1 protein-coding gene (cut by a window edge) is annotated in these 22,904 nt (G+C 67.4%); it reads right to left on the bottom strand.

The window, feature by feature from the left end; all coding sequences use genetic code 11:
• Positions 1-22,904 carry the beginning of a hypothetical protein gene (locus BAY61_RS01145; protein WP_176879640.1) on the bottom strand. Its footprint begins 34,876 nt before the window's first position, so 22,904 of the gene's 57,780 nt are visible here — the first part of the coding sequence; it begins with the start codon at positions 22,902-22,904; the stop codon falls past the left edge of the window.

Raw genomic sequence — 22,904 nt, 5'->3', positions numbered from 1 at the left:
CGGTCGAACACCTCCGCGAGCGCGGCTCTTCCGGCCGTGGAGCGCTCCGTCCGCCACGCCTCGCGTTCGGCTGCCCTCAACTGGTCGCGAAGTGCGGTAGCTTCGGCGGACGACGTACCCAAGATCGTCGTCCGCAACCACGCCTCGTGTGCCTCCCACCAGGCGAGCTTCGCCAGTTCGTGCTCGGCGATCGCGTCGGCCGGTCGCGCGGGCAGACCGGTGGACACGAGCAGGGCCTCGGCGGCACCGTCGCTCGTCCCGACGATCCGATACTGGCCTTCCGAGGGCAGAACCACATGGCGCGGGCCGGATTCCGACAGTTCCCGCAGCTGGAGGACCGGCGTCCCCGGAGGCACACGAACGGTCAGAACGGTGCTGCCTTGCTCGGTTCCTTGCGCATCAAGTGAACCGGTGAGCAGCGACGAGATCGACAACGTGCCAGTACCAGCCGGGATCAGGTTCTCGCCGGGCACCCGCACGTAGACCGTCGTCCAGCTGGAGGTCCCCTGCTGTTGCTCCAGCAGGTTTCGCATCCCGTCGACCGTCTCCAGCGTGGCGCTGACCGAGGGGTTCTGCCAGTCTCTGACCAGCGCCTGCTCGGCAATGCTCAGGCCGGAGCTTGGCAGTCGCCGTTCCGCGCCGGCGGAGTCGACGGCCTGATTCCTGATCCCGTCGAGAACCCGCGCATGTTGTTGCCACGCACCTTCGCGCCGCTCCGCGTCGGCCATCGCCCGCCCGTAGCCGGCGTCCGAGTGCAGGTCGAGGTACTCGGCCCGCGTGCGCTCGGTCGTGCCGAAGAGGTCGGCGAGCTGTCGCAGACGGACATCCTGCTCCGTCGTGTTCGGAAGGTCACCCGCGGCGGCCAGCTCGTTGAACTCGGTGACCAGTCGCCGCGCCACGTCCGCCTGCTCGGAAGTGAGCATCTCCGGCTGGCGTGAGAGGAAGGGCTCAGGGGGCCGAGCGGCATCGGTGATCAACCGGAAAGCGTCGCCGAGTGTGGTGTCCCCGCGCAAGAAGTCACCGACGACGTCGCGCTCCGCGAACACCCGCGCCATCGTGGCTTGTTCCGTAGAGCCGAAAAGGGCGGTGTATTCGTGGAATCGACCCAGGATCCAATAGCCGTCCCGGGAGATCCACGGCTGCCCGTTCGCCAGGGCGTGCCGCAGCAGCAACGCCTTGACGACCGTGTCGACGGGGACGACCCTGCCGGGGCCGTCATCGGCAACGGCGAGGTAGTCGGAGAGCAACCGCTCGATGGACGCGCCAGGCTGGTTCCCCTCCGCCACCACGGCCGCGTCCGCGAAGGCATCCCTGAACTCGGGCATCGCGGAGACGAATCGCTGGATGAGTTCCGCCGCCGAGGCACCTTGCACGCGGGCGACGGCCAGCTCGTCAGAAAGCGACCGTAGTCCGAGGTTTCGCAGTTCATCCGCCTCGACCTCCTGACCTGCCGCGAGGTCGATCTGGTCGTTCAGCAGTTCCCGCAAGTCCTGAACCCGCTGGGCGAACTCGTTCGGTTCGCCCCGCGTCAAGGCGGCGTAGGAATCGGCTACCGCTGTGACGACCGAGAGCATGGCCTGCGTCGAGGCGCCCGCCGCGTTACGGATCGTATCGGCGTACGCGGTCTCGAACCGGCTGCTCAGTTCGGTTACGACCGAATCGGACAGCCCCGCGCGGGTCGCCCGCTGCTCGAAGGTCGTCAGGGAGTCCGAGAGATCGAGAGCCGGGGTGTGGTGAGTACCGCCCTGCCACTGAGGCGCGTCGAGTCGCATCCGCGCGGGGCTGGTGTCGTCACCGGGGAACCAGCGCAACTTGTGCAGGGGGTCGCCGAACGCGGGTGCGGGCAGCGCGCTCGCAGGCAACGAGTTGGCGAGCCTGGCCAGTCCGTTGAGACCGACAACGAGATCACCGGGAAGCTGGGCGGCGTTCCCATCCTGAACCGCTCTGTCGAACGTCGCCCGCAGCCGCTCGGCCGCCAGATCGAGCATCCGCGATCCGGCCGAGCCCGCGAACGCATCCGGATCGGCTGTCCTCAGGTGCAGTTCGGCCAGCGCCTCTCCCGCGGCGGCAAGCCAGTCGCCCGTCTGCCGGACATGCTGCTGCCTCGGCCTGCCCATACCCGGCCGCAGCAGGTCCTCGAACGCGCGGCCATCGCCCGTCGCGACAAGTGTGAAAGCCAACCGCTCATTCGGGCCGTTCGCGATACCCGCCGCGAGCAATGTCGCCGGATCGATCAGCCGGTAGTCCTGCCGGTCGGCGTCGGCCCGCTCGTATCCGAGGATCCTCTGCGCGAGGTCGTCGACCGGCGTGAACCGCAACGTGGCAACGGTCTTGCCGTTCACGGTCACGAGCTGGTTGACGAAGCCCTCGGGCACAAGCCGGACAGCGGACCGCGCGACCCCGAGGTGCTCCGCCGCCAGCGCGGTCAACTGGGCTCGGACGCCGCCTGCCTTGCCTGAGCCGCCGTAATTGTGGCGCAGCTCCCAGATGTCGGCTTCGGTGTTGATTACGGGAAGCGTGGCGGTGAAGGCGTCGCGGGACTCACGCAGCGCCGCACCCTCAGTTGTCGCGGAATCCGCGACGTAGACATCCGCGAGAGCGATGATGTCGTCGAGGTTCTGGGCCCTCGTCGGCCTGACCCCGGCACTGTCTGACTCCGACTGCGAGAACTGCACCGATGCCGCATCGGCAGGCAGATCCGACATCGCGGCGACATAAGGACTGTCCGGGGCGTGCCGGTACCGCACGACATCGGCGACGGTGTCCCTTCCCCACGCGGCGACCTCGCCCAACTGCGCGGGCAACGTCGCGAGGACGTTGGCAGGCAACTGCCACAGCCACCGCCGCTCGGCGTCGGCCGCGGCGATCTCCCGAGCGGCGACCTGCTCGGCGGTAAGCCCCGTCGGCGAGGGCTGCATCGCGTGAACGGCCTCGTGGACAACCGACAGCGCGAGTTCGGCAAGCGTCGCGGGGCGACGGGTGCCGTCGGCTTCGACGCGGTCGAGGCGAAGTCCGAGGCGTGGAGCGAGACCGGGTACCGAGTCGAGAACGGCGCGGGCATCGCTGGCCAACGCACTGGAGAGCCGGGCGGTTGCGGCGTCGGCACCCGCTCCCGCGTACGCGGCGGCAACTCCGCCCTCGCTGAGCACGAAGACCGATTGGAGCAGCTTGCGCACCGTCGCCTTCGCCATTTCCGGCGTGACATCACGGCCCGCTGCCTTCGCCATGACGTCGGCGCCGGCGAGCGCGAGCTGCGAAAGTGCCCACTTGTCCTCGTTGGACAGTGCGACGGCGTCCGGATCGATCGAACTGGCCGCGAGATCGAAGATCTGCTGTTTGGAATTGGCCGTGGGTTTCGGAACCGATGTCTTCGGCCGGACGTCCATCGCCTGCTCGTGCCCCGCGCGCAGCGCGGCACCCGCGATGTCGTCGGGTGCCGTCCCTTCGGCGTCGGCGGCGAGCATCGGGTAGGCGGCCATGCTCTCCGCCACCGCGTTGAAGGCGCGGACCTGCTCGTCACCAGGCCGGGCAAGCCAGTAGGTGCCCGCACCGCGCACGCTCAGACGTCCTGGCACGTTCGGGGCACGGTTCAGGTCCCCCGCCTGACCTTGAGCACTCACCTCGCTCGTGAACACGACGGTCACTCCAAGACCGTCGGCAAGCTGCTGCGCCTGCACGGGCGTGACGTGACTGATGTCGAGCATGACGCCGCGGCCCTGCCACTGCGGCAACGCCTCGATCATCGACCGCAGTTCGGCGACGGTCAGCTTGGCTCCGCCCGCTTCGACGAACCGGTCGGTCCCTCTCAGCCCTTCGGCCCGCACGACGAACCTCGTGGGATGCGGCGAGGGCATGTCGCGCGGACCCGACTCCCTGCCTCCGAGAACGAGGTGATCGCGCAACACAAGCGCGTCGGAGAGCACCCCACGTGACCTCGCCGAAAGCTCGTCGGTTTTCCCGCGCGCGCCGTCTTGGCCGTCGTGCCTCGTGGTCTCGGTGTTGGGGAACACCCTTCCCAGGAAGCTGTCGACGCTCGCGGGGTCGCCCGCCTCGTTGACGAAGAACGCCTCGGCGGTGCGCGACCGCGCCTGCTCTGTCTCGGGCCTGCTCGCATACTGCTCGCGAAGGCGCGCGTGGTCGGGGTGACCGCCCTCGGCGGCACGCAATTCCGTCCAACCCGTGGATTCTGGGGCCTCGGCGTGCAACGACTCCATTGCCGCGTCGAGGTCCAGAGTGCGCGTGCCTGGTGTCCTCGCCGTCCGCTCACCGGGTTCGAGCGCGCTGTCGTAGACGACGGTGGTGAGCCGACGGCCTCGCCACAACGTCTCCTCGTGCGGAGCGTCGCGCAGCACACTGGGGTTCTCGCCGAGCCGGGCCTTCAGCAAGGAATCCGTACGTAACTGATCGAGCAGGTACTCCGGAGTTCCCGGCCGCTCGTGGCTCGCACCGCCCTGGGACGTCTCGACGAACACCAGACCGCCGGAGTCCAGCTTCCCGACGAACAAGCGCCCTGGCTCTCGTATGTCCCCCGGCCTGCCCACCAGCACGTTCTCCGGGCGCACGCCGTTCTCGTGGAGGCCCCGCCTTCCCGCGGCGTCGCGCTCGGCCCTCCAGGCCGCGCGTTCGGCCGAGCGGGCCTCGGCGAGCCGTTCGCCCCAGCCGATCCCCTGCTCGGCAGCCGCGAGCGCCTTGGTAGCCAGCCACGTGTCGTGAGCCCTCCACCAGTCGAGTCTGGCCCGCTCGTGAATCGCGACGGGGTCAGCAACCGCCGCTGCGTCCATTGTGGACGTCTGATCGACGAGGATCGCCTCGATTTGCCTGTTTCCGCCGACGATGTCATCGGCGAAGGCATGCAACCGCGCGCCATCGGGAATCAGTACCCGGGGTGCGCCTGCCTCGGCGTAGTTGGCCAGATCCAGCACCGCCGTGCCGGGAGGAATGTGCAGCTCGACCACCCTGGTGCCGGGCGCGGGAGCAGTCGGCGGTGTCAGCTGCGCGAGGATCGGTGCGGGATCGGTAGCCTGCCGTCCCCCCGCGTCACCCGGCGTGCCGAACAATGTGCTCGCATCGGCGATCTCGGCGTAGACCGTCACCCAGCCTTCGCTGACCTGTTGCGCCGCCGTCGACCTGACCAGTTCTAGCGCGGCGAGGTCCTGCCTCGCGGTGCCGATCGACTCGCCCGCGTAGAAGCCACCTTCAACGGCGAGCAGTGCCTCTGGGGTCAGCGTCTGCCCCTGCCAGCCGAGCACTCGCAACGCGGGGAAAAGCCGTTGCCCGACGACCGGATCGACGAGGTGCCCGATCGCGTCGGTCGTCGTCGTTCCCTCGTCACGAACGACCGGCGTCCCGAGCAGGCCACCGATGTCCTGACCGCTGGCCGACTTCGCCCTCACCTCGTCCACATAGGACTGGTGAGCGGCGTTCGGTTCGCGCCTGGCTCCGTCGAGCGCCAGTTGCCCGGGGTCGCTGAGCAGTTCGGTCAGCCGTGCCGCCCGCGCCCCGGCGGCTTCGGTGCCGAGAATGCCCGTGGCGCGCAGATACTCGGTCTGCTCGGCGATGAGCCTTACCGCGAACTGGTTCTCCGTCGTGGTGGACTCGGTGGAGTCCCCGTTGATGTCGGCGTGAGCGGCGAGTGCCCTCGTCAGCACCGCCTCGGCTGAACCACCGCCGAGCAGATGGGTGGCAAGCGGAAGGGTGGTCGCGAACGCGGCGGCCGTGCGCGCGGCCACCGGTGAACCGAAGTACGCGGCGTGTTCCTCGAAGGCCCGCTGGATGCCGTAGGCCGTGCGGTCCTCGCCGGGCATCGCGTTGGTGAGCAGGATGGCCTTGACGGCCACGTCCACCGGCACTGCCCGCTCGCCGGTGCCGCCCTCGACCTGAGCAAGATAGTCACTCAGGATCACCCGCACCCGGTCGCCAAGCAGGGTGCCTTCCTGGTCGAGGAGCGAGCGGGAGGTGTAGGGAGCGGCCAGCTCGGGCATGGTGTCGACGAACCTGGCGACGAGGTCGTCGGCTGGCCTGCCCACCCGGACCAGTTCGGTCAGCTCGGCACCGCTCGCGGCTAGCCTCGACTGCCTCGCGTCCGGTGTGGTGTCCGCCGCCGTTTCTCGATCGGTTTCCTGCTGGACCAGCAGGTCGCGGAGGTCCGCGATGTCGCGCGCCACCCGGCTGGCGTCGCGCCCCTCCAGATTCTGGTACTCGCCGATCAATCGCCCTACCGCGTCGGCGATGGCCCGCGCTTCCGGCGCGAGCGCCCCAGAAGCGGCTCGCACGGTGGCCTCGTACTCCCGCTGGAAGAAGTCGGTGAGTTCGGCGGCATCCGCCTGTCGTGCCGCGGCGATGGCGTTCTCGACCGAGCGAAGCTCGGCGTCGGCGGGAGTCGTCCGCTGGAGCGCTCCCGCGTCCGAGAGCGCCGCGTGCACGACCCCCAGCTCGTCGGTGTGCACGCGCAGGCTTCCCGCGAGATCGCCGTGGGAAGCGGTCGAGGAGAACGGCCGCGCCGACATACCGCGCGCCCTGGATTCCAGCGCATCGGCCAGCTCGGCGAGCTGACCGGCGAGCGTGACCGTCCCTGTGGCGGTACCGGCGAGCGTCCTGACGGTCGCCGCGGCTCGTTCGACCAGATCGGCACCGGCCTGACCTTCGGAGACTCCCGGTTCGCGCAGCCGGAGGTGCAGCTCAGCCGCGACCCTCGCCGCACTCTGCAACCACGCGCGCACGTCGTTGTCGTCGCTCGCCGGATCCGCGAGCACCTCGTTCAGCGTCCGCCCCTGGTCGGGCGCCAGCAGGGCGACGCCGAGGCGCGCGTCGCCGGTGTCGATGAGACCGAGACCGAGCAGTTCGCTCCGTGTCGCCAACGTGAGGCCCTCGGCCGCGAGGCGGTCCCTTCCCGCAAGGAAGCCCGCGAGGCCCTCGGCCGTTTCGGTGAGCCCCAGCCTGGCCACCAGCTCGCCGCCGAGCGTGACGGTGCCGTTGTCCAGATCGATCGACACCGCGTCGCCGGGAACGCCCAGTCGATCGGCGATGAACCCGGTTACGGCTCGCGTCTGCCAGGAACGAGGGCCGGCCTCTTCGAGGACAGCGGCAAGGGACGCGGCGTCCGGCATCCCACCGACAGCACTGTCGTCCCGGAAGCGCAGTGTGGGGATTTGGTCACCGAACTCGACCGCTCCGCGTGGGTCACCAGCGAGCATGCGCCTCGCCGCGGCGGTCGCGACCTGATCGACCACCGCGTCGGAACGAGCCGCGCTCGTGGCATCCGATGCGGGCGCTCCGGGGGCAACGTTCTCCCGCAGGACCGGAATCGCCTCACGGACGAGGTTCATTGCGACGTCGCCGAGCGTCGCGTCCCTCAGCCACCTGCCACCAGGGTCGCGCCGTTCCAGCTTGACCCCGACGGCCGGTTGCCCGTCGCCTCGGTACAGAACGGCCGTGCTGCCGGGGTCCGCGACAGCGGCCCGCAAGATCGGCGAGGCCGCCCCTTCACTGCCGAACGCGGCGACGACACCGGACTCGCTGAGCACGAACATCGAAGCGACGAGATCACGAACGACGGCCTCAGCCTGTTCGACCGTCGCTCCCGGCACCGCGTCGGCCATTCTCCGCGCTTCGGCGAGCGCCACCTCGGCCACGGCGACCTTGAGATCGACATCGGTGAGCGTGGCCAGCGTCGCCGGTCGCGTACCACGAGCGGGATCGGCGACCGGTTGCCGCGCTTGCGCCGCCTCGCCGGAACCGGCCGCACCACGTCCTTCGCGGAGCGCGAGTCCCGCGATGTCGTCGACGACGACCTGCCCGGTGACGCTCTCGACGTACAGGGCCGACGATGCCGCGTCCCGCTCGGCAGGCAGGTCGAAGACGTCCGGCCTTTGCTTGCCCGGTCCGGCAAGCAACCACGCCTGCTCGTCCGGCCTGGTCGCGGTGAGCTGTTCCGGCAGCCAGCCTCGGTCCATCGAGAACGCGACGGTGACGCCGAGGGTGTCCGCCAGCTGTTGTGCCTGCTCGACACTGACGTGCTCGACATCCAACAGGATGCCCCTGCCCTGCCACTGCGGCAGGCTGCGGACGACGTCGGCCAGTTCGGCCGAACTGAGGGCACCGATCGGCGTCGAGATGAACTCGTCCGCCCCCACGCGGCCGTCTCCGCTGACGACGAACCGGGTCGGATGCGAAGCGGGATCCGTACCGTCGACGGCGCGCCGCAGCGCGAGCGCGCCGGGACCCTTGTCCGCGGCGGCCCTGATGTCGGCGACCGGATCCGAAAGCGCATCACGAGCCTGCTGGGCCTCGGTCGCGTCGGCGATCCCGTGCTCGGCGACGGTGATCTCCGGATCGGACAGCACGGCGATCTGCCCCGAGTCCCGGTCGGTCGGCACCGCTCTGATCTCAGTCCAGCCGGGCCGGGTGGCACGCGTGCGGTCGTCGGTGAGCGCTTCCCGCACCAGGTCGCTCGCGGCGTGGCCCTGCACGAGATATCGCGCGGCTTCCGTGCTGCCCTGCCTCGGCAGCCTGCGGTAGTCGACTGTCAGCTCGTCGTTGCGCAAGGCCCTGGCCAGCCCCGCGTCCCGGTACACCCGCTCACGCAGCAACGGGTCCGTCCGCAACTGCCCCTCAAGGTAGCTGACCGGGTCTTGCACGACGGTGCCGTCGCTCGCGTCGACACGGACGAAGACGAGCCGGTTCTGCGCCCTGTCGAAGCCGGCGACCAGCCTGCCCGGCTGCCATTCACCCGTACCGTCGTTGCCGACGAGCACATCGCGAGCCGGAATTCCGTACTCGCTCGCCAGCATGCGGGCGGCTTCGGCGAGACGTTCCGAGCGCCATGCCGTGCGCTCCACCGACCGGAGCGCGTCGCCCCTCGCCCCAGACGACGCGGGATCCCTGCCGGCCTCCGACGCGAGCAGGTCGCCCTCCGCCGTCCACCACGCCAGTTCGGCAAGCGCGTGCCGAACGCCGGGATCGGTGGAATCGGGCCGCAGGGCAGGACCATCGAAGAGAATGAGCTCCTGCCCCGAGAGGTGTTCGAGCCTGCTTCCCTCCGGCAGCGTGAGCGCACCCGACGGCCCGACCGGCAGGTGCGAGCCTGGCGGAACGAAAACCTTGACCGAGGCGCCTTCGCCGGGCGCCCCGTCGACATCGACCGGCCGCTCCGCGACGACGCGGGTTCCCTGCAAGCCACGGGAGTCGTCGGCCAACATCGCCGCGTCTTCGGCCGAGACGAAAACCTCGGACCATCCGGCCTGCTGCTCGGCGGCCTGCCTGACCCTGGTGACGAAGTCGGCGTGTGGGTCGATCACGGGCGCGGCCTGCTGAGGCTCCGGAGTGGCCTCCTCCCTGACCGGAGTCATGTAATGCTCGGCGGTCACACTCAGCGCACCGATCACTCGTTCGCGCAGGACATCGAGCGCCATGGCCGGATCCGTTGGCAACGCGGTGCTCATGTTGACGAGGACGGGTCGAGCCGAGTGCCACACGCCGTCCTCGCCTTCGCGAGTCAAGGGCAGCCGGACCTGGGCATTGGAATCCGATACCCATTGCTCGGTCGAGAAACGAACCTCCGCCATCGCGCCCGATTCGAACAGCAGCAAGACGCGCAGGTGCTTGCCGGATCGCCGCGCGATCTGGATTTCCGCGATGTCGGACGGCAGTTCGTTCGAAGCGACGACGCTCGCGAGAACCTCGCGAAGCGCCTTGGTCATTCGAGTGCCCTTGCGGTCGGACAAAGCGCCGTCGACGTCGGAGAACGACAGTTCCCTCGTCTCGGCTTCACGCTCGACCTCGGTGACCGGTTGCCGCTGGGCTCGCTGGTAGACCTCGACCAGATCGCGGTCGCCCCGGCCGGTCTGCCCATTGGCCGAGTAGCGGACGTGCGGCTGACCTTCGGAGAGCTGCGTCAGTGTCCGTACGTATTCACTGTCGAGCGGGTGAACGACCTCCTCGACGACACTGCGGGTGAGCGCGGCGTCCCACTCCGGCCTCGCGATCGCGCGCAGGTCGTCGGGCAGGGTCTCCAGCACGTCGGCGGGCAACATCCGAATGGCCTGGCGCATCAGCTCGTGCGCCGCCACCTCGTTGTCGACAACCTGCTGGGCGGTCCAGCCGACGGGCTTGCCGGTGAGCTGGTGGTACACCTCGTGGACGGCATCGAGGACGGCGTCGAAAAGCACGGCGGGCCGCTCCGCGTTGCCGTTCTCCGGCATCACGCGCGTCAGCCGCACGCCGAAGCGGAAGTAGCCGTTCTTTCCGCCGCGCTTTCCCGGTTGCCAATCCAGTACCGAACGCACGCTCCGGTCGGCGAACGCGCCCTTCAGCCGTTCCCACTGTCCCTTGCTGAGCCCGGAGGACGCTTGAGTCGCGTCGTGGTGCAGCTCGAACGGCCGCATGAGCATCGCGGTCAGCATGTCACCGATCTGCCTGGCCCGTGCGTCCACACCGGGCGCTTCGGCGATCAGCGGAGCAAGGCTCTGGCCCAGTCTCCTGATCTCGGCGATCTGCTGTGGCGAAAGGTCAAGGGTGGCGTCGAGCGGCACCGATGGGTTGAGCAACTCCGGTGGCGCTTCAGGCGGCGGCGACTCGGGACGTTCCGTTCGTGCCCCGGCGGGTTCGGTTGCCGCCGCCTCCGCTTGGGAGCGCAGGGCAACATTCGTCCAATCAGGACCGTCGATGAAGGGCGTTTCGACGACGAGACCGCGTGCGCTGTCGAAGGAGAGCCTGCTGCCCGCCTGGAGCGAGCTCGTCAACGCGCTGTCCTCAAGCACGCGCTGCCGGAGCAAACCATCCTCGGCAAGCTGCTCGTCCGCGAACTCACCACGGTCAAGCTGGTCGGCAACGGCAGGGTCGAGTGCGATGACCGAAAGCCGGTTGGTGCCTGCCGTGCTCGGCGAGTAACCGGCGACGTAGGGCAGGTCGGGCCGCAGCCCGTCAACGATGTTGCCGACCAGGATTCCGTCGGCCGGTACGGCGAATCTCGTGTTGAGCAGGTGCACTCCGGCAGCCACCCGAGCGCGCTGCCATGTTTCGTCCACGATGGCCCGCAAATTGGCGATGGTGTCGGCCGATGCCCCGGAAAGCACAGCCTTGGCGTGCGCCTCGTGTGCCTGCCACCAGTCGATCACGGCGTGACCATGCCGGCCCGCCGGATTGATCGCGGATGCGTTGACCGGCTGGTCGAGTGTCGGTCCTCCGACGAGAACCAGCTCGATCTCCCTGCCGCCGTTCTGGCCGGTGCCATCCGACACGGCCCGGTACATCCCGCCTTCGGCGAGGGAAACCGTGCCGTCGGCACTGATCTGCGGAGCCTGAGTGCCCGGCGGCAGGTACACCTTGAGCACCGTCGATTGTGGACCGCTGACGGGATGGATCGAGGCACCGGCCATGCTGGGGTCGGAAAGCATCTCGCCCGCCAGGTCGACGTCCCTGCCGAACAGGCCCTCCGGCCCGTCGACCGGCAGGTAGACGACAGCCCAGTCACTCGACGTCGACCGCATTCCATCCGGTCCGGTCAACCGGACGGCCGCCCCCGCGCCATCGACGGCGCGCTCACGAGCCCAGTCGAGCAGCCCGTCCCTTCGCGCGTGCTCACCGTCGTGAGCGCCCGCGAAGGACGCCGCGTATTCGGCCTGCTGTTCGGGAGTGAGTCGCGGTGTCAGGTCCGGCGAAAGTCCCAGCAGCGCACGCAGAACCCCAACTGTCGCATCGAGCTTCCGTTCGGCGTACGCGGTCTGCCCGTTGTCGGCGTACTCCCGAAACGCCGAGACGACGTCCTGAGTCGCCTTGAGGATCGCGACACTCGTACTCCTGCCGTCCATCGTCAAACCACGAACGGCGGACTCGTACGAGTTGAGGAAATGATCGACCATCTCGGGAGCGAGCGCAGCGAGCACCGCTTCGGGCCAGTTCGGCCAACTCTCCCTCGGCCCCTGGAAGTCCACTTCATCGACGAATAGGACATCCTGGATTTCGTTGACGATGTCATCGATCTCGTCGAACGTTGTGCGCTGACCGTGCGGCAAGCCATCCCGATCGAGCGAGTCGTAGACCTCTTCGAGGTCGATGATCGTCAGCTCGTTTCTGCCCGTGTCCGAGTCGACATGGAAAAGAACGTTATCGCCGTGAGCGTCGCCGTGACGAAGTCCTATCCAACTACTCGGTAGCTGGTGGCTCTCCAAAACAAATCGATCGACCGCATGCGCCAGTTGACCATTGACGAGGCCGGGTTGGCCAAGCCGGATGGCTTCAGCGTGCAAAACACGCAACATCTCGGCTGCGGTCTCGCCCCAGTGAACTCCGGCAGGCCCGTCAGGGATCCTGCTGGTACGCAGGTGAAGCTCGGCGAAAGCCTTGGCCCAGGCGTTCAGCATCTGCCGGAGCTCTTCGATCCTGGCTGGCCTGTCCGCCTTACTGGCCTCGGTGATCCCGTCGATGATCTCGGAGATCGTCCGCCCTGGCCGTGCCGCGGTCACCGTGAAGGAGAACTGGTTGTCCGTACCAGCGACAAGGCCCGCACCGATAACGTCCGGAACGACGGAGTGTTCGAAGTCCTCCCTGCCGAACCTCTCGTACGCCGCCAGCTTCAGCGCGAACCGGTCCATCCTCCGATCGAAGGTCAGCACAGCGTGCCGGTCACCGGAGGAATCCAGAACCTCGAACGAACGCCCGTCGTAGATAACACGAAGGTCCAGCTCGGCAGCGGGAACCCCAAGCTGCGCGGCGACGAAACCGGCAAGCTGCGTGCGATATGAGGCGCCGAGCTCACTCCTGTCATCGCCGATTACGCGGATGAAGTCGTCACCCGATTCGTGCCGGAGAACGACGGGTGTTTCCGCCACCAGGGCGGCGAGTCCGTCATCGGAGACTCGTGCCCGACGGCCCGCCTCGCCGACCATCGCGTCGCGGGCAAGCGTGAACAGGGGTTCGAGGTCCTGCGGGCGGTTGAACTCGGAACGGGAGTACTCGACGGTCGGCGCACCGGTCTTGAGCGACTCGAACGCCTGGAGATAGTCGGATTCCGGCGGGTGTACCTCGAAGGCGACGATCGCCGCCGACAACTCGGCACTGAACTGCGCCGCCTCTTGCAGCTCCGAAGGCAGCGCCCGTAGATCGGCTTCCGGAATTCCGTTGAGGAACCGCCGTTCGACCTCGTGTGCCGTCGTCTCCCTTGCCACGACCTGGTTCGGCGTGAGCCCCTTGGGGTCGCCTTGGAGGACGTGGGTGGCTTCGTGAAGCACGGCATTGACGGCGTCGGCGATCGTGAACTCGCGGACGAAGTTGCCGTGCACGTCGTACCTGCCGTCACGCAGTCCCAAGTGGACAGCCGAGAACGGATCCCGCTCCGTGTAGAGAACCGATCGCACCGTGGGATCGTTGATCGCGTCCCGCAGGTTGCCGAGCGGGCTCCAGTGTCGATTGAGGAATGCTTCCTTGACGCCATCCTCGCTGAGCACGAACAGCGATTGCGACAACTGCCGGACGATCTTGCGCGCGCGCCTCGGGGAAACATCGATTCCCTGCTCCCGCAAGGTCTCGACGATCGTTTCGGCCTGGTTCGCCGCCCACGCCTCCACCACGTCCTTCGACTCGTCCGTGAACGTCATGGACGTGTCGAGCGGCACCGAGGACTGCGGAATCGGCCTCGACAACAATTCGCCGACCCGATGGAAGAAGCGGCTGATCGGCGACTTCCCGGCCGGTTCGGCAGTGGGTGTTTCCGATGCTTCGTCCCGCCAGCCGAAAGGATCGGCGGGAACCTGGCCCGCGAACGGATCGACAGCCGCCTGATCGGCGGAGGGACCGGTCGGTGACGTGGATTTCGGTATCGGCAGAAAGCCCTTGAAGGCCGGGTTCGGAGTCCAGATCGGATCGGAATGCCCGCTGAAGCTCTGGGCGTGCGTCCACCAGCCCGCGATATTCTCGAACGGGATGTCCTCCAGGAGGATCTCGCTCTCACCGTGGGTGAGGTTGTCCTCCCAGGCGTGATAACGCTTCGTGGCGTCCACGTCGAGTCCACCGGGGGTGAAGTGAACGTACGTGTATACCGTTTCCTCTGCTCGTTTCGCCCGGTCCGCGGCATCCATGAGGTCGGACGTCGTTGAAATAAAACCGGTAGCGGTGGCACCACCACCGACATGCGCGTCGAAGTGCTCCCACGTGGTGGCACCGGGAGCGAGCGGCTTGAATCCGCCCGCCGCTTCCAGCTCCTGTGGCGTGATGCGGTGCGTCCGAAACAGAGGATTCTGGTTTGGGTCGACATCTCGGAAGATCGCGGTGTCCTCGTCGAACGGCCTCGTGGCCTCGATCGGGCCAGGCCGCAAGCCAAGCACGGCAAGCAGATCAGGTGAGGCTCCCGGGGGGAACCGGAACGGATTGCTGAATGCCGTCCCGTGCCGGCCGACCCCGAGCCCGCGGATGGCCTCGGTCATCCGCGCGCTCTGCGCGGCGCTGTCCCGCAGCTCCCATCGCATGGCGGCTTCCGGCGAAGCCTGCTCCGCGGACTCAGCCGGAAGTCCGTAGTGACGGACAATGTCCTCACGCCTGGCGACGAGATCGGTCACCAACCGCTCGGCAACGGCCGCATCGGAGACCGTCGACCGCACGATGCCCGCGATCCGCTCCGGCGACAGAGCTGCCAACGCGCGCGCTGACTCCCGCTCCGTCTCAGTCGGCATATCCCTGAACATCCGCTCGGCCGTACGGTTGACGGCAGAGTTGCGCAAACCGGCCAGCTCGGTGACATCCCCGCCGAACTGACCTCCCTTCTCGATGCCGAGGCCGGTGAACAACATCGCCCCGCCGAACTCGATGCGCGCCGGACCGCGTCCCGTCGAGCGCACGTTCTCGAACGTGCCACCGGAGACATCGACGTGCTGGGGGCCCGCGACATCCCAGTTCGCGAGCCACGCATCGGCGGCGAAGCCACCCCACACCTGATGCTGTTGCTCGGCGGAAAGTTCGGCCATCGCGTCGGCGGTCAGCGCACCGTCGTTCTCCAGCCAGGCGCTTGCGACACCGTACTCACTACGCGGATCGAGTTCTCCCTCAAGCCGGACCACCTTCGTCTCCGGCGCGGGCAACCGAACGCCAGTGGCCTGGTAGAAGTTGTCGGCGAAGGCACGATACAGCGCTCCTGCCGCGACCTCGTTCTCCGCGTGCAGCGCGGAGCCGGCGGATTTGACGTACCACTGCCGACCTTCGGCATCCTGGAAGATCGCCGAAGGGCTGGAAGCCTGGCCTGTCCAGTCCTCCAGTTTGGTCATGTCCGCGACGCTGGACATTTCCGTTCCGCTGAGTGCGGGACCGCCGGTCAGTTCCAGTTCGAGCAGCAGCACTTCCCTGCCGTCGACAACGGCCTGCTCCGCGTTGACGACCGTGAACTCCGACCCACGGGGCAGCAGGACCGTGTTGTCGGAGAGTTCGCCCGCATGGATTGCCTTGGTGCCGGAGGGAAGGAGCACCGTGGCACGAACCTCGGGCTGACCGGTCGTCGGCTGGTGGAGGTTGGTGGATGTGTGCCCCGCGTTGACAAACCGTCGGCCCTCAAGGTTCGTGAGGTCGCCGCCGAAAACAGCACCGACGCTGTCGGACCACCAGTGCACCTTCGCGGGTGCCGTCGAGGACACAGCGCCGGCGAACGCCCTATCCAGATTGTTGACGGTGTTGGCTTCGGTTTCCGCTGTCCTTGCGGCTGTTTCATCGGAATGACGGGCGAAAGCGCCGGATTCCAGCAATTCCTGTCCCGTGACAGGGCGACGGGAGAACTCGGCTTGCTGCGCAGGCGTCAAGTTGCCGGTGAGCGTCCGCAACGCATTGTTGCGTTCGTCGGAACGAAGGGCGATCGCGTCCTGCAACGCGACCTGCTGATTCGCGGGCAAGGTACGAATCCAGTCAGCCCCGTTGCCGATGCGCGCGGCAGCATGGTTGCCGTCGGGGACGACCGAGGGCAACTGAGCAGATCCCGGCGCGGGCGGTGGCTGCGGGAGCAGGTCACCGAGCGGCGGTAGCGCCTCGTCGCTGGTTGCCGGTACCTCGGAAACCAGCCTCCGCATCTCGGAAGGAGTCTGCGTGAGGGCTGCACTCAACACCGGACCAACAGTCTCGGCCTGCGCCTGACTACCGATGGGGAGCGTAGGAAGCATCACCTCGACCGGCCCGGTCAACTCCCATTTGCCGTCCACGAGACGAAGTTCGGGAACGGTGATGCTTGGCACGCCGCGCTGGGTGCCGACCTGGAACTCCCACCGCAGGCCATCGGACGATTCGACCCTCCACCGTCCCGGATTGTCCTGATCCGGGACATGGGTGATCACCGCGTCACCTTCGATGTCGGCAAGGGCGCCACCGACGAGCTGTGCTGTCTCCTCAAGGTCGAGTGAGGCGGCGTCCAGAACCGTCGGCCCCGGTGACACGCGCAGCACGGGGTTGGAACTCTCGGTGCTGATCGGAGTCGTCGGCGCATCCGAGGGCGCTCTGTCGGCACTCGGCGATGCCAACGCGTCAGGGGCAACCGGAATCAGCGGCTGTTGCGCCGGTGCGTATTCCGAGTCGTAGTACCAAACGTCGCCGAGACCGAGATCCCGCGGCCGGTACGGTCCCTGGCGGGCATCGCCGAACGCATCCCGATCGAAACCGTCCGGATCGAAGCGTGAGGGAGCCTGTGGTGGCCGCGGCGGGAACCGCGGAGGCTGGTGCGGTTCCTGCTCAGCTTCTTCCTCGGGCGGCCGCCAGGAGCTGGCGCTGCCCGAGCGCCTGACGTTCGGAACCTTCCTGAGGTCGCCCTGGCTGCCGTCGAGGACGTGGACACTCTCGACGGACCCGTCCAGCCTGACGACGACACCAAAGGTGACACCGGCATGAGTACCTTCCACCACCCAGTGCCGGAACAGCCCCTCGCCTTCCGCCCGCACACTGGTTGGCAGCCTCGTTACGGTACTGATGACCGACGTCATCCTGGCGCGAACGTCGTCGCCGCCGAACCAGGAGGCGTCAAGCGCGAGCGCTCCCGGCGCCGTCGATTCCGGCCCGATCTGGGCAATGACACGATCCAGGGCGACGTCGCTGACGGTGACGTTATCTGCCGGATAACGCGGCGGCTGCCAATTGGCCGGTGCGACGCTCCCCACGTCGGCCCCGCCAAGTTTGGTGGACAGCGCTGTGCCGAATGCCCGCAGATCGAAACCGAGTGTGCTCGGGTCGACCCCGCTGGGCACGGTGACGACGACCTCTTCGCCATCCAGTCGGTTCGCTCCCTGCCGCAACCCGGCGGCGACGCGCTCCGCGGCGTCGAGCGGCGTGGTACCGGGATCGGCCGAGACGATGATCGTCACGTACTTACCCGGCTGAATGCGCACCTTGATCGGCACATCGGCTTGCGCGTCCAGTGAAGCCTGTTGGTCAAAAGTCGCGCCGCTCTGGCTCTCGGCCATCGGAAGGTCGGGCAGCCTCAGCCGGTCGGCCCCGAGGGGGATCGGAGTCTCCCCCAGACGGCCCAAGAGTTGCTGGTTCCGCAGCCACACCCTGCGACGCCGGTCGCCTTCCGGCATCTCTTCCAGCCGCTCCGCGAGGTCGGCGTTGAAGGCATCCGCTTCCGCCGTCGTCAGCAGCAGAGCAACGGTTCCGCCGTGCGGTGACTGCCAGACGGTGCCCCAGCCTGCCTGCCCCGGCTTGCCCCAGTTGTTGTTCGCACCGACAAGCCGATAGCCCCTGTCGGCGAGACTTTGCAGGATTGCCTCGGAATCCCTCACGTAGGTCTTCGCGGCCACTTCGACTTTCAGCGGGGCGGCAGCGCCTCCTGGTTCGCCGACCGAGGTGACGGTGAAGCTGCTGTCGACGTCGTCGACAACACTCACCACGTCGGCGAAAGCCGCCTCAGCGGGGATTGCGGGCGCGCCCTCGACATCGAACCGCAGGAAGATCATGCGGCTCGAATCAGGCTGCCTGACGCCGACGAGCATGGTGTTCCGCGCACCAACCGGGCCCTGTTCCGGCAGCATGGTGACCCGATAGCCGTCGTTCGTGAGAGATTGCAGCACCGTCGCCGCGTTGTCGACGAAGCTGCCGGCTTCCGGAAGCCGGACGGTGAACCGCGCCGCGCCGTCAGTCGTGGCGAGGCCGGGAGTCAGCGCGGCACCTTCGACGCCGTTCACCGCCGACGTCAGGGTAGCGAGCTGCTCAGAGGTGAGTGACCCGCCAAGGAGTGAGGCCGTGGACTGTTCACCAGAGGTTCGGACTTCGCCACCCTGCCTGACCAAGTCACCGTCAGTGGGGACGGCTCTGGTGATTGCCCCGTCTTCCGCCACGATGACCTCGACCGTGACGCCGTGCCGTTGGCCGCGCACCGTCCAATTGCCATCGTCGTCACGCCCAATGACGGTGTCCGGGTTCATCGCGACGCTGGTCACGATGTCCCGCACGAGGTCACGCGGGCTCTCCCCTTCGGCGAACAGCTCAGGCGCGAACCTCGCCAGTTCGGCGGCCGTGGACTCCGGGCCACGCGTCGTCATGATGTCGTCGAGCGTCGTACTCGACAGTGCGATGGAGGAGGGCTCCGGATGGCGGGAGTCGGTGACGATGTCCCACGCATTGGGTGTCGCCGAGCCCGACGGGTCGAAAGCCAGCACAGCGTCCACATCGGACGGACGCTTGACCGCTTCGAGAATCTGCTGGCGCTGTTCGAGGACGTCGGCACTCGGAGTTTCCCCCGCCAGTTCGCCGAGTTCGCCCGCCCTGCGCGCCGCGACGATACCGTCCGGAGTCGTCAACCGCAGATGCAGAGTCCGGCCGGTCGCCTGGTCATGCCACGAGGAAACCACACCGGGCTGGCCCTGTGCCCAGCCATCGGTGATGCCCAGAAGCCGGAAGCCCTGTGCCGCGACGGCCGCCAATGCCGCTTGCGCTTGGTCCGCGAAGACACCGTGCCCGGGAAGGCGCACCGCGTAATACCCTTGCTCGCCCCGCGGCGCGAGGTGATCCGGCAACAGGCTCGCCCGGTGCGCTTCCGGGGTTTCGGAGGTGAGGTGCTCCGATACCTGGGACGCGTTGTCGACCGCCGTCCGGATCGCTTCGGAGATCGAGTAAAGCGAGCTGTCGAGAGCGACTTGCATCCGGCCGTCTGCGACGTTGCCCTGACCTTCGACCATCGCCCCGAGGTCCACCAAAGCTTGCCGCGCCTGGACATTCGCCAGCAACTGCTGAGCCATCGCACCCTCGGGACCGTTGCCCGTGAACTGCATGATTCCGAGGCCGACCTGAACCAGTACCCCGTCGACGACATCGACCTGGGGCGGGATGACCTGCTGCTCCCCGCCGACCATGACGCGCATGTCGACTGTCGCGTTGGGATAGTGCAATCGCACCAGCGTCGACGTCAGGAACTCCGCCTTCGTCGGCAGTCTCTCGTCGTTGTTCTGCGCCACGCTGGAATCGGCGTCCGACACGACGAGCGCACCAGGCTGCGACAACCGATCGATGGCAGCATGCAAATGTGCGGACATCTCGCCCTGGCGCGAGGTGTGGCTCTCCGAACTGCCGACGTCCCTGCTAACCGCTTGCTGCTGCGCCAGTGACCGTGCGGCGTGGATGTTGTACCGGTTCGCGGATTGGCCTACGTCGGAGTTGCCGCTACCCGGCACGTCCTCTCGCAGACCGCTGAGGGCTTCGAGAACGGCGGACCGCATTTGTGCCTCGGTCCCACCAGGTGCGATCGCAACCTCGGCGACTCCGTTCGGCGTCGTCCACTGCCCGTTCGTGAAATACCATTCCGCCGAACTCACCCGCGCGGTGCCGGGCGCGAGGTCTCCATCGATACCGATGTCGACCGGAATCCCCGTCCCATCGGCGAAATAGGCGACGAGTCTTCCTTCCGAAGAGCTCGTTCCCATGCCGAACGGGAGCTGGCCGTTGTCTCCCTGCCCCACTTGCTCCGACGTTCCGGCCTCGACGTCACCGACCAGCGCCACGACCCGATCGCTTCCGGAACCGGATTCCGTGCCGTTGCTGAGCGAGGTCTGCACGTCCTGAAGTGCCGCGTTCAGCGTACGTACGGCATCGGATTCGGATGTCGCCGCCGTGGTCGCCGACGTCCCTCCAAAACGGATCAATCGCGCCAGCGGCCGTTGGACATCACCGTCGACGGGAGGACGCGGGTCGTTCGCGGCCGCAGCCGCGACACCGGACTTCGCCGTGATGTTCGCCGGATCGACAATCGGCGAATCGGAGAGCAGCAACTCTCCCATTTGGACAGTGTGCCTCGAAATCTGAGTTGCGGCCTCGGTGAAGTCGGGCGAAACCTCGGGCGAATACTGCAGCTGCGCGGGCGATGTCTCGACCCAGCCTTCCGAGGTCAGCATGTACTCGCCGGGAACGAACCTCGCTTCACCTGGCGCCAGGTCCGAGTTGAGGGTAGCGACGGCGTGCCCGACCTGCCCCGCCGAGGTGAAGGTAATGACTCCCGTGCTCTGGTCGACCGAGGCCGAGCCGGCGCTCGTCATCGCGTCGATTTCCCGCGCGATGAATGCCTTGACGTTGTCAGGGGACTCCACGGAGTCGGTTAGCGCTTCGCCCGGAGACAACGTCTGCGCCTCGTTGCGCGTCGGCTCGTTGAGCCGCGTCTGACCGTCGGTTGCGCTGTCGCCGGTCGCCTGCTGAGAAGTGTCACTCGTGTCCGCGCTGTCGCCCGTTTCGGACGTGGCACCGTCGGCGTTCGCCCCGTCGCCGGTTTCGGCCGTGACGGCTGCCCCAGGCTGATCCGCTGTTTCACCGCGATCGTCTTGTGAAGACTGGCCCGCTCCCTCCGAGCCATCTCCCTGATCGGCCTGCTGCCCAGCTTGCGGGTCACCTCGGTCCACATCAGACTGTTCAGGTGACTGTGTTTGTGTTCCCGGATCTCCGACATCCGACTGCTGCGCACTGTCCGGAATGGACCCATCGGGAAGGACATTGACCTGGCGATCCGCTGCACTCTCTCCGGTCTGCGGAGTACCGGAGTCGGGCTGCGCTTCGGGCACCTGCGACTCGGTCTCACCCGACTCAGGCGACTCGGCCCTTTGCTGCGGAACGGAATTCTCGTCTGTCTGCCGGTCGGCTCCGTTGTTGTCGCTCGCCCCAGGGGTACGGGAACCCGTATTGCCAGTTTGCTCCCCTGTGGACGGTCCGGTTGCCCTTCCGGCTGGTGATTGCCCAGAACCCGATGCGGTGTTGGCCGCGTTCTGGGCGTTCTGGGCCTGAAGGTTCGCGGCTGCGGTGTTCGCTCCGGCCACCGCGCTTGCCCCTCCCATGGGGAGAGGCGCACTGGCCACGTAGCCCCCTGGCGCGACCGAGTTGCCCCTCAGGTCGTTCATAAAGCTCATGTTGGAGAACGCGTGCTTGGCGTCCGCGAGGTTATGGCCGAAGTCCCGGAAGCTGGCGTCGCCGACCTTGACTTCCCAGATACCGCCCATCGCGCCACCGACGGCTGCCTGGGCAACCTCTTCCCAGGTCATCTGGTTCGGGTCGGCACCAGCCGTCGCCCTGCCAGGAAGAGAGAACGTCGCATTCGGGTCGAGAGCAGCCGTAAGGGCGACGGTACTGAAATGCGCGAGGACACCGCTCGCCGCACCCGTCACGATGTATCCGGGTATCCCGCTGGCGAAGGCAAGCCCACCACCGCCGACGCCGGCACCGACGATGGCAGCCGCGGTACTGACGCCGTTGTAGTCGTACCGCATGAGTTTCTGGAGATCGGCGTTACCTTCGATCTGCCGGGTTTCCCACATGGTCATGCCCTGACCGGCAAGATCCGATGCCAAACCGAACATGAAGGCACTGCGCACGCCGTAGCCCATGAGCTTCTGCCCGATGACGTTCCACGTACTCATGCCCTTGACGGTGTGCGTGGCGCTCATACCGAGAGCCCTGCCCATCAAGCCGCGCCTCGCGGTCGAGGCCACCAATGCCTGACTGATGCCGCTGGTGATGGCGGCCCTTGCCGGGTTGGAGAGCGAGTTCGCGAGTGTGGCCCCTGCTCTTCCCCTGAACTGCTGAGTCAGTTGATGCGCGATCGCCCGACGGGCCGCCGCGCTCTTCAGTTCGCGCACCGTGGCGCGCGTCGCCCCTTCGCGGATGGCCTTGTTGACCGCCTGCCGCTGAACTTGCGAGGCACCGATACGCCCGGCGATCGAACTGGGCCTGATGCTGTAGTTGCGGGCGAAATTCCGCCCACCCGTGACGATTCCTCTACCCGCGGCCGGCACCGCCCTACCGGCGGCTGTCACGGCCGTTTTACCCGCGTTGTACAAGACGACGCCAGTACCCCTGGCCAGCCCACGGAAGGCGACCTGCATGCTGATCGACGAAACGCCGCTCGCGAGGGCTCTTGCCACTGACCTGACCGCCGTCCAGGCCACCCCCAGTGCGATCGGAATCCCCGCGAGCGAGGTACCCAATGAAGGGATCGCCGCGATCACGGCCCTGACCAACTCGAAGAGCAGGAAAATCAAGTTGGCCTGGTACATGTTCTTCGAAAGGATCGTCTGCTGATAGAAGTCAGCGTTACCCTTCGCGATGTCGAGCTTGCTCCGCACGATGTCGTTACCACTCATGATGTAGTTCGACATCAGGATCTGCAGGCTCTGCGGGGCTCCGTCACCCTGCCAGTTCAGGTCGATGCCCTCGACCGCGGAAGCCATGTTCTCGAAGAAGTCCGCGCTGTTCTCGGCGTCCTCCATCGCCAGCCGGACAATCTCGGCGACCTTCTCGTCCAGCGCTTCCGGATACGGGCCGAAAAGACCCTCGATCATCATTCCGGCAACCGGAGGTGCGGCGCTGAAGCCAAGCCAGTCGTTGAACTCCCTGACGAAGTCGTCGATGGACCCGCCGAAGTCCTTCATGGCCTGTGCGAAGGCGGCTATTGGGCCATCAAGCGGGTTGACACCCAA

Source organism: Prauserella marina, assembly GCF_002240355.1.
In the GTDB taxonomy this organism is placed as follows: domain Bacteria; phylum Actinomycetota; class Actinomycetes; order Mycobacteriales; family Pseudonocardiaceae; genus Prauserella_A; species Prauserella_A marina.
This window is presented reverse-complemented; position numbering and strand designations above follow the sequence as displayed.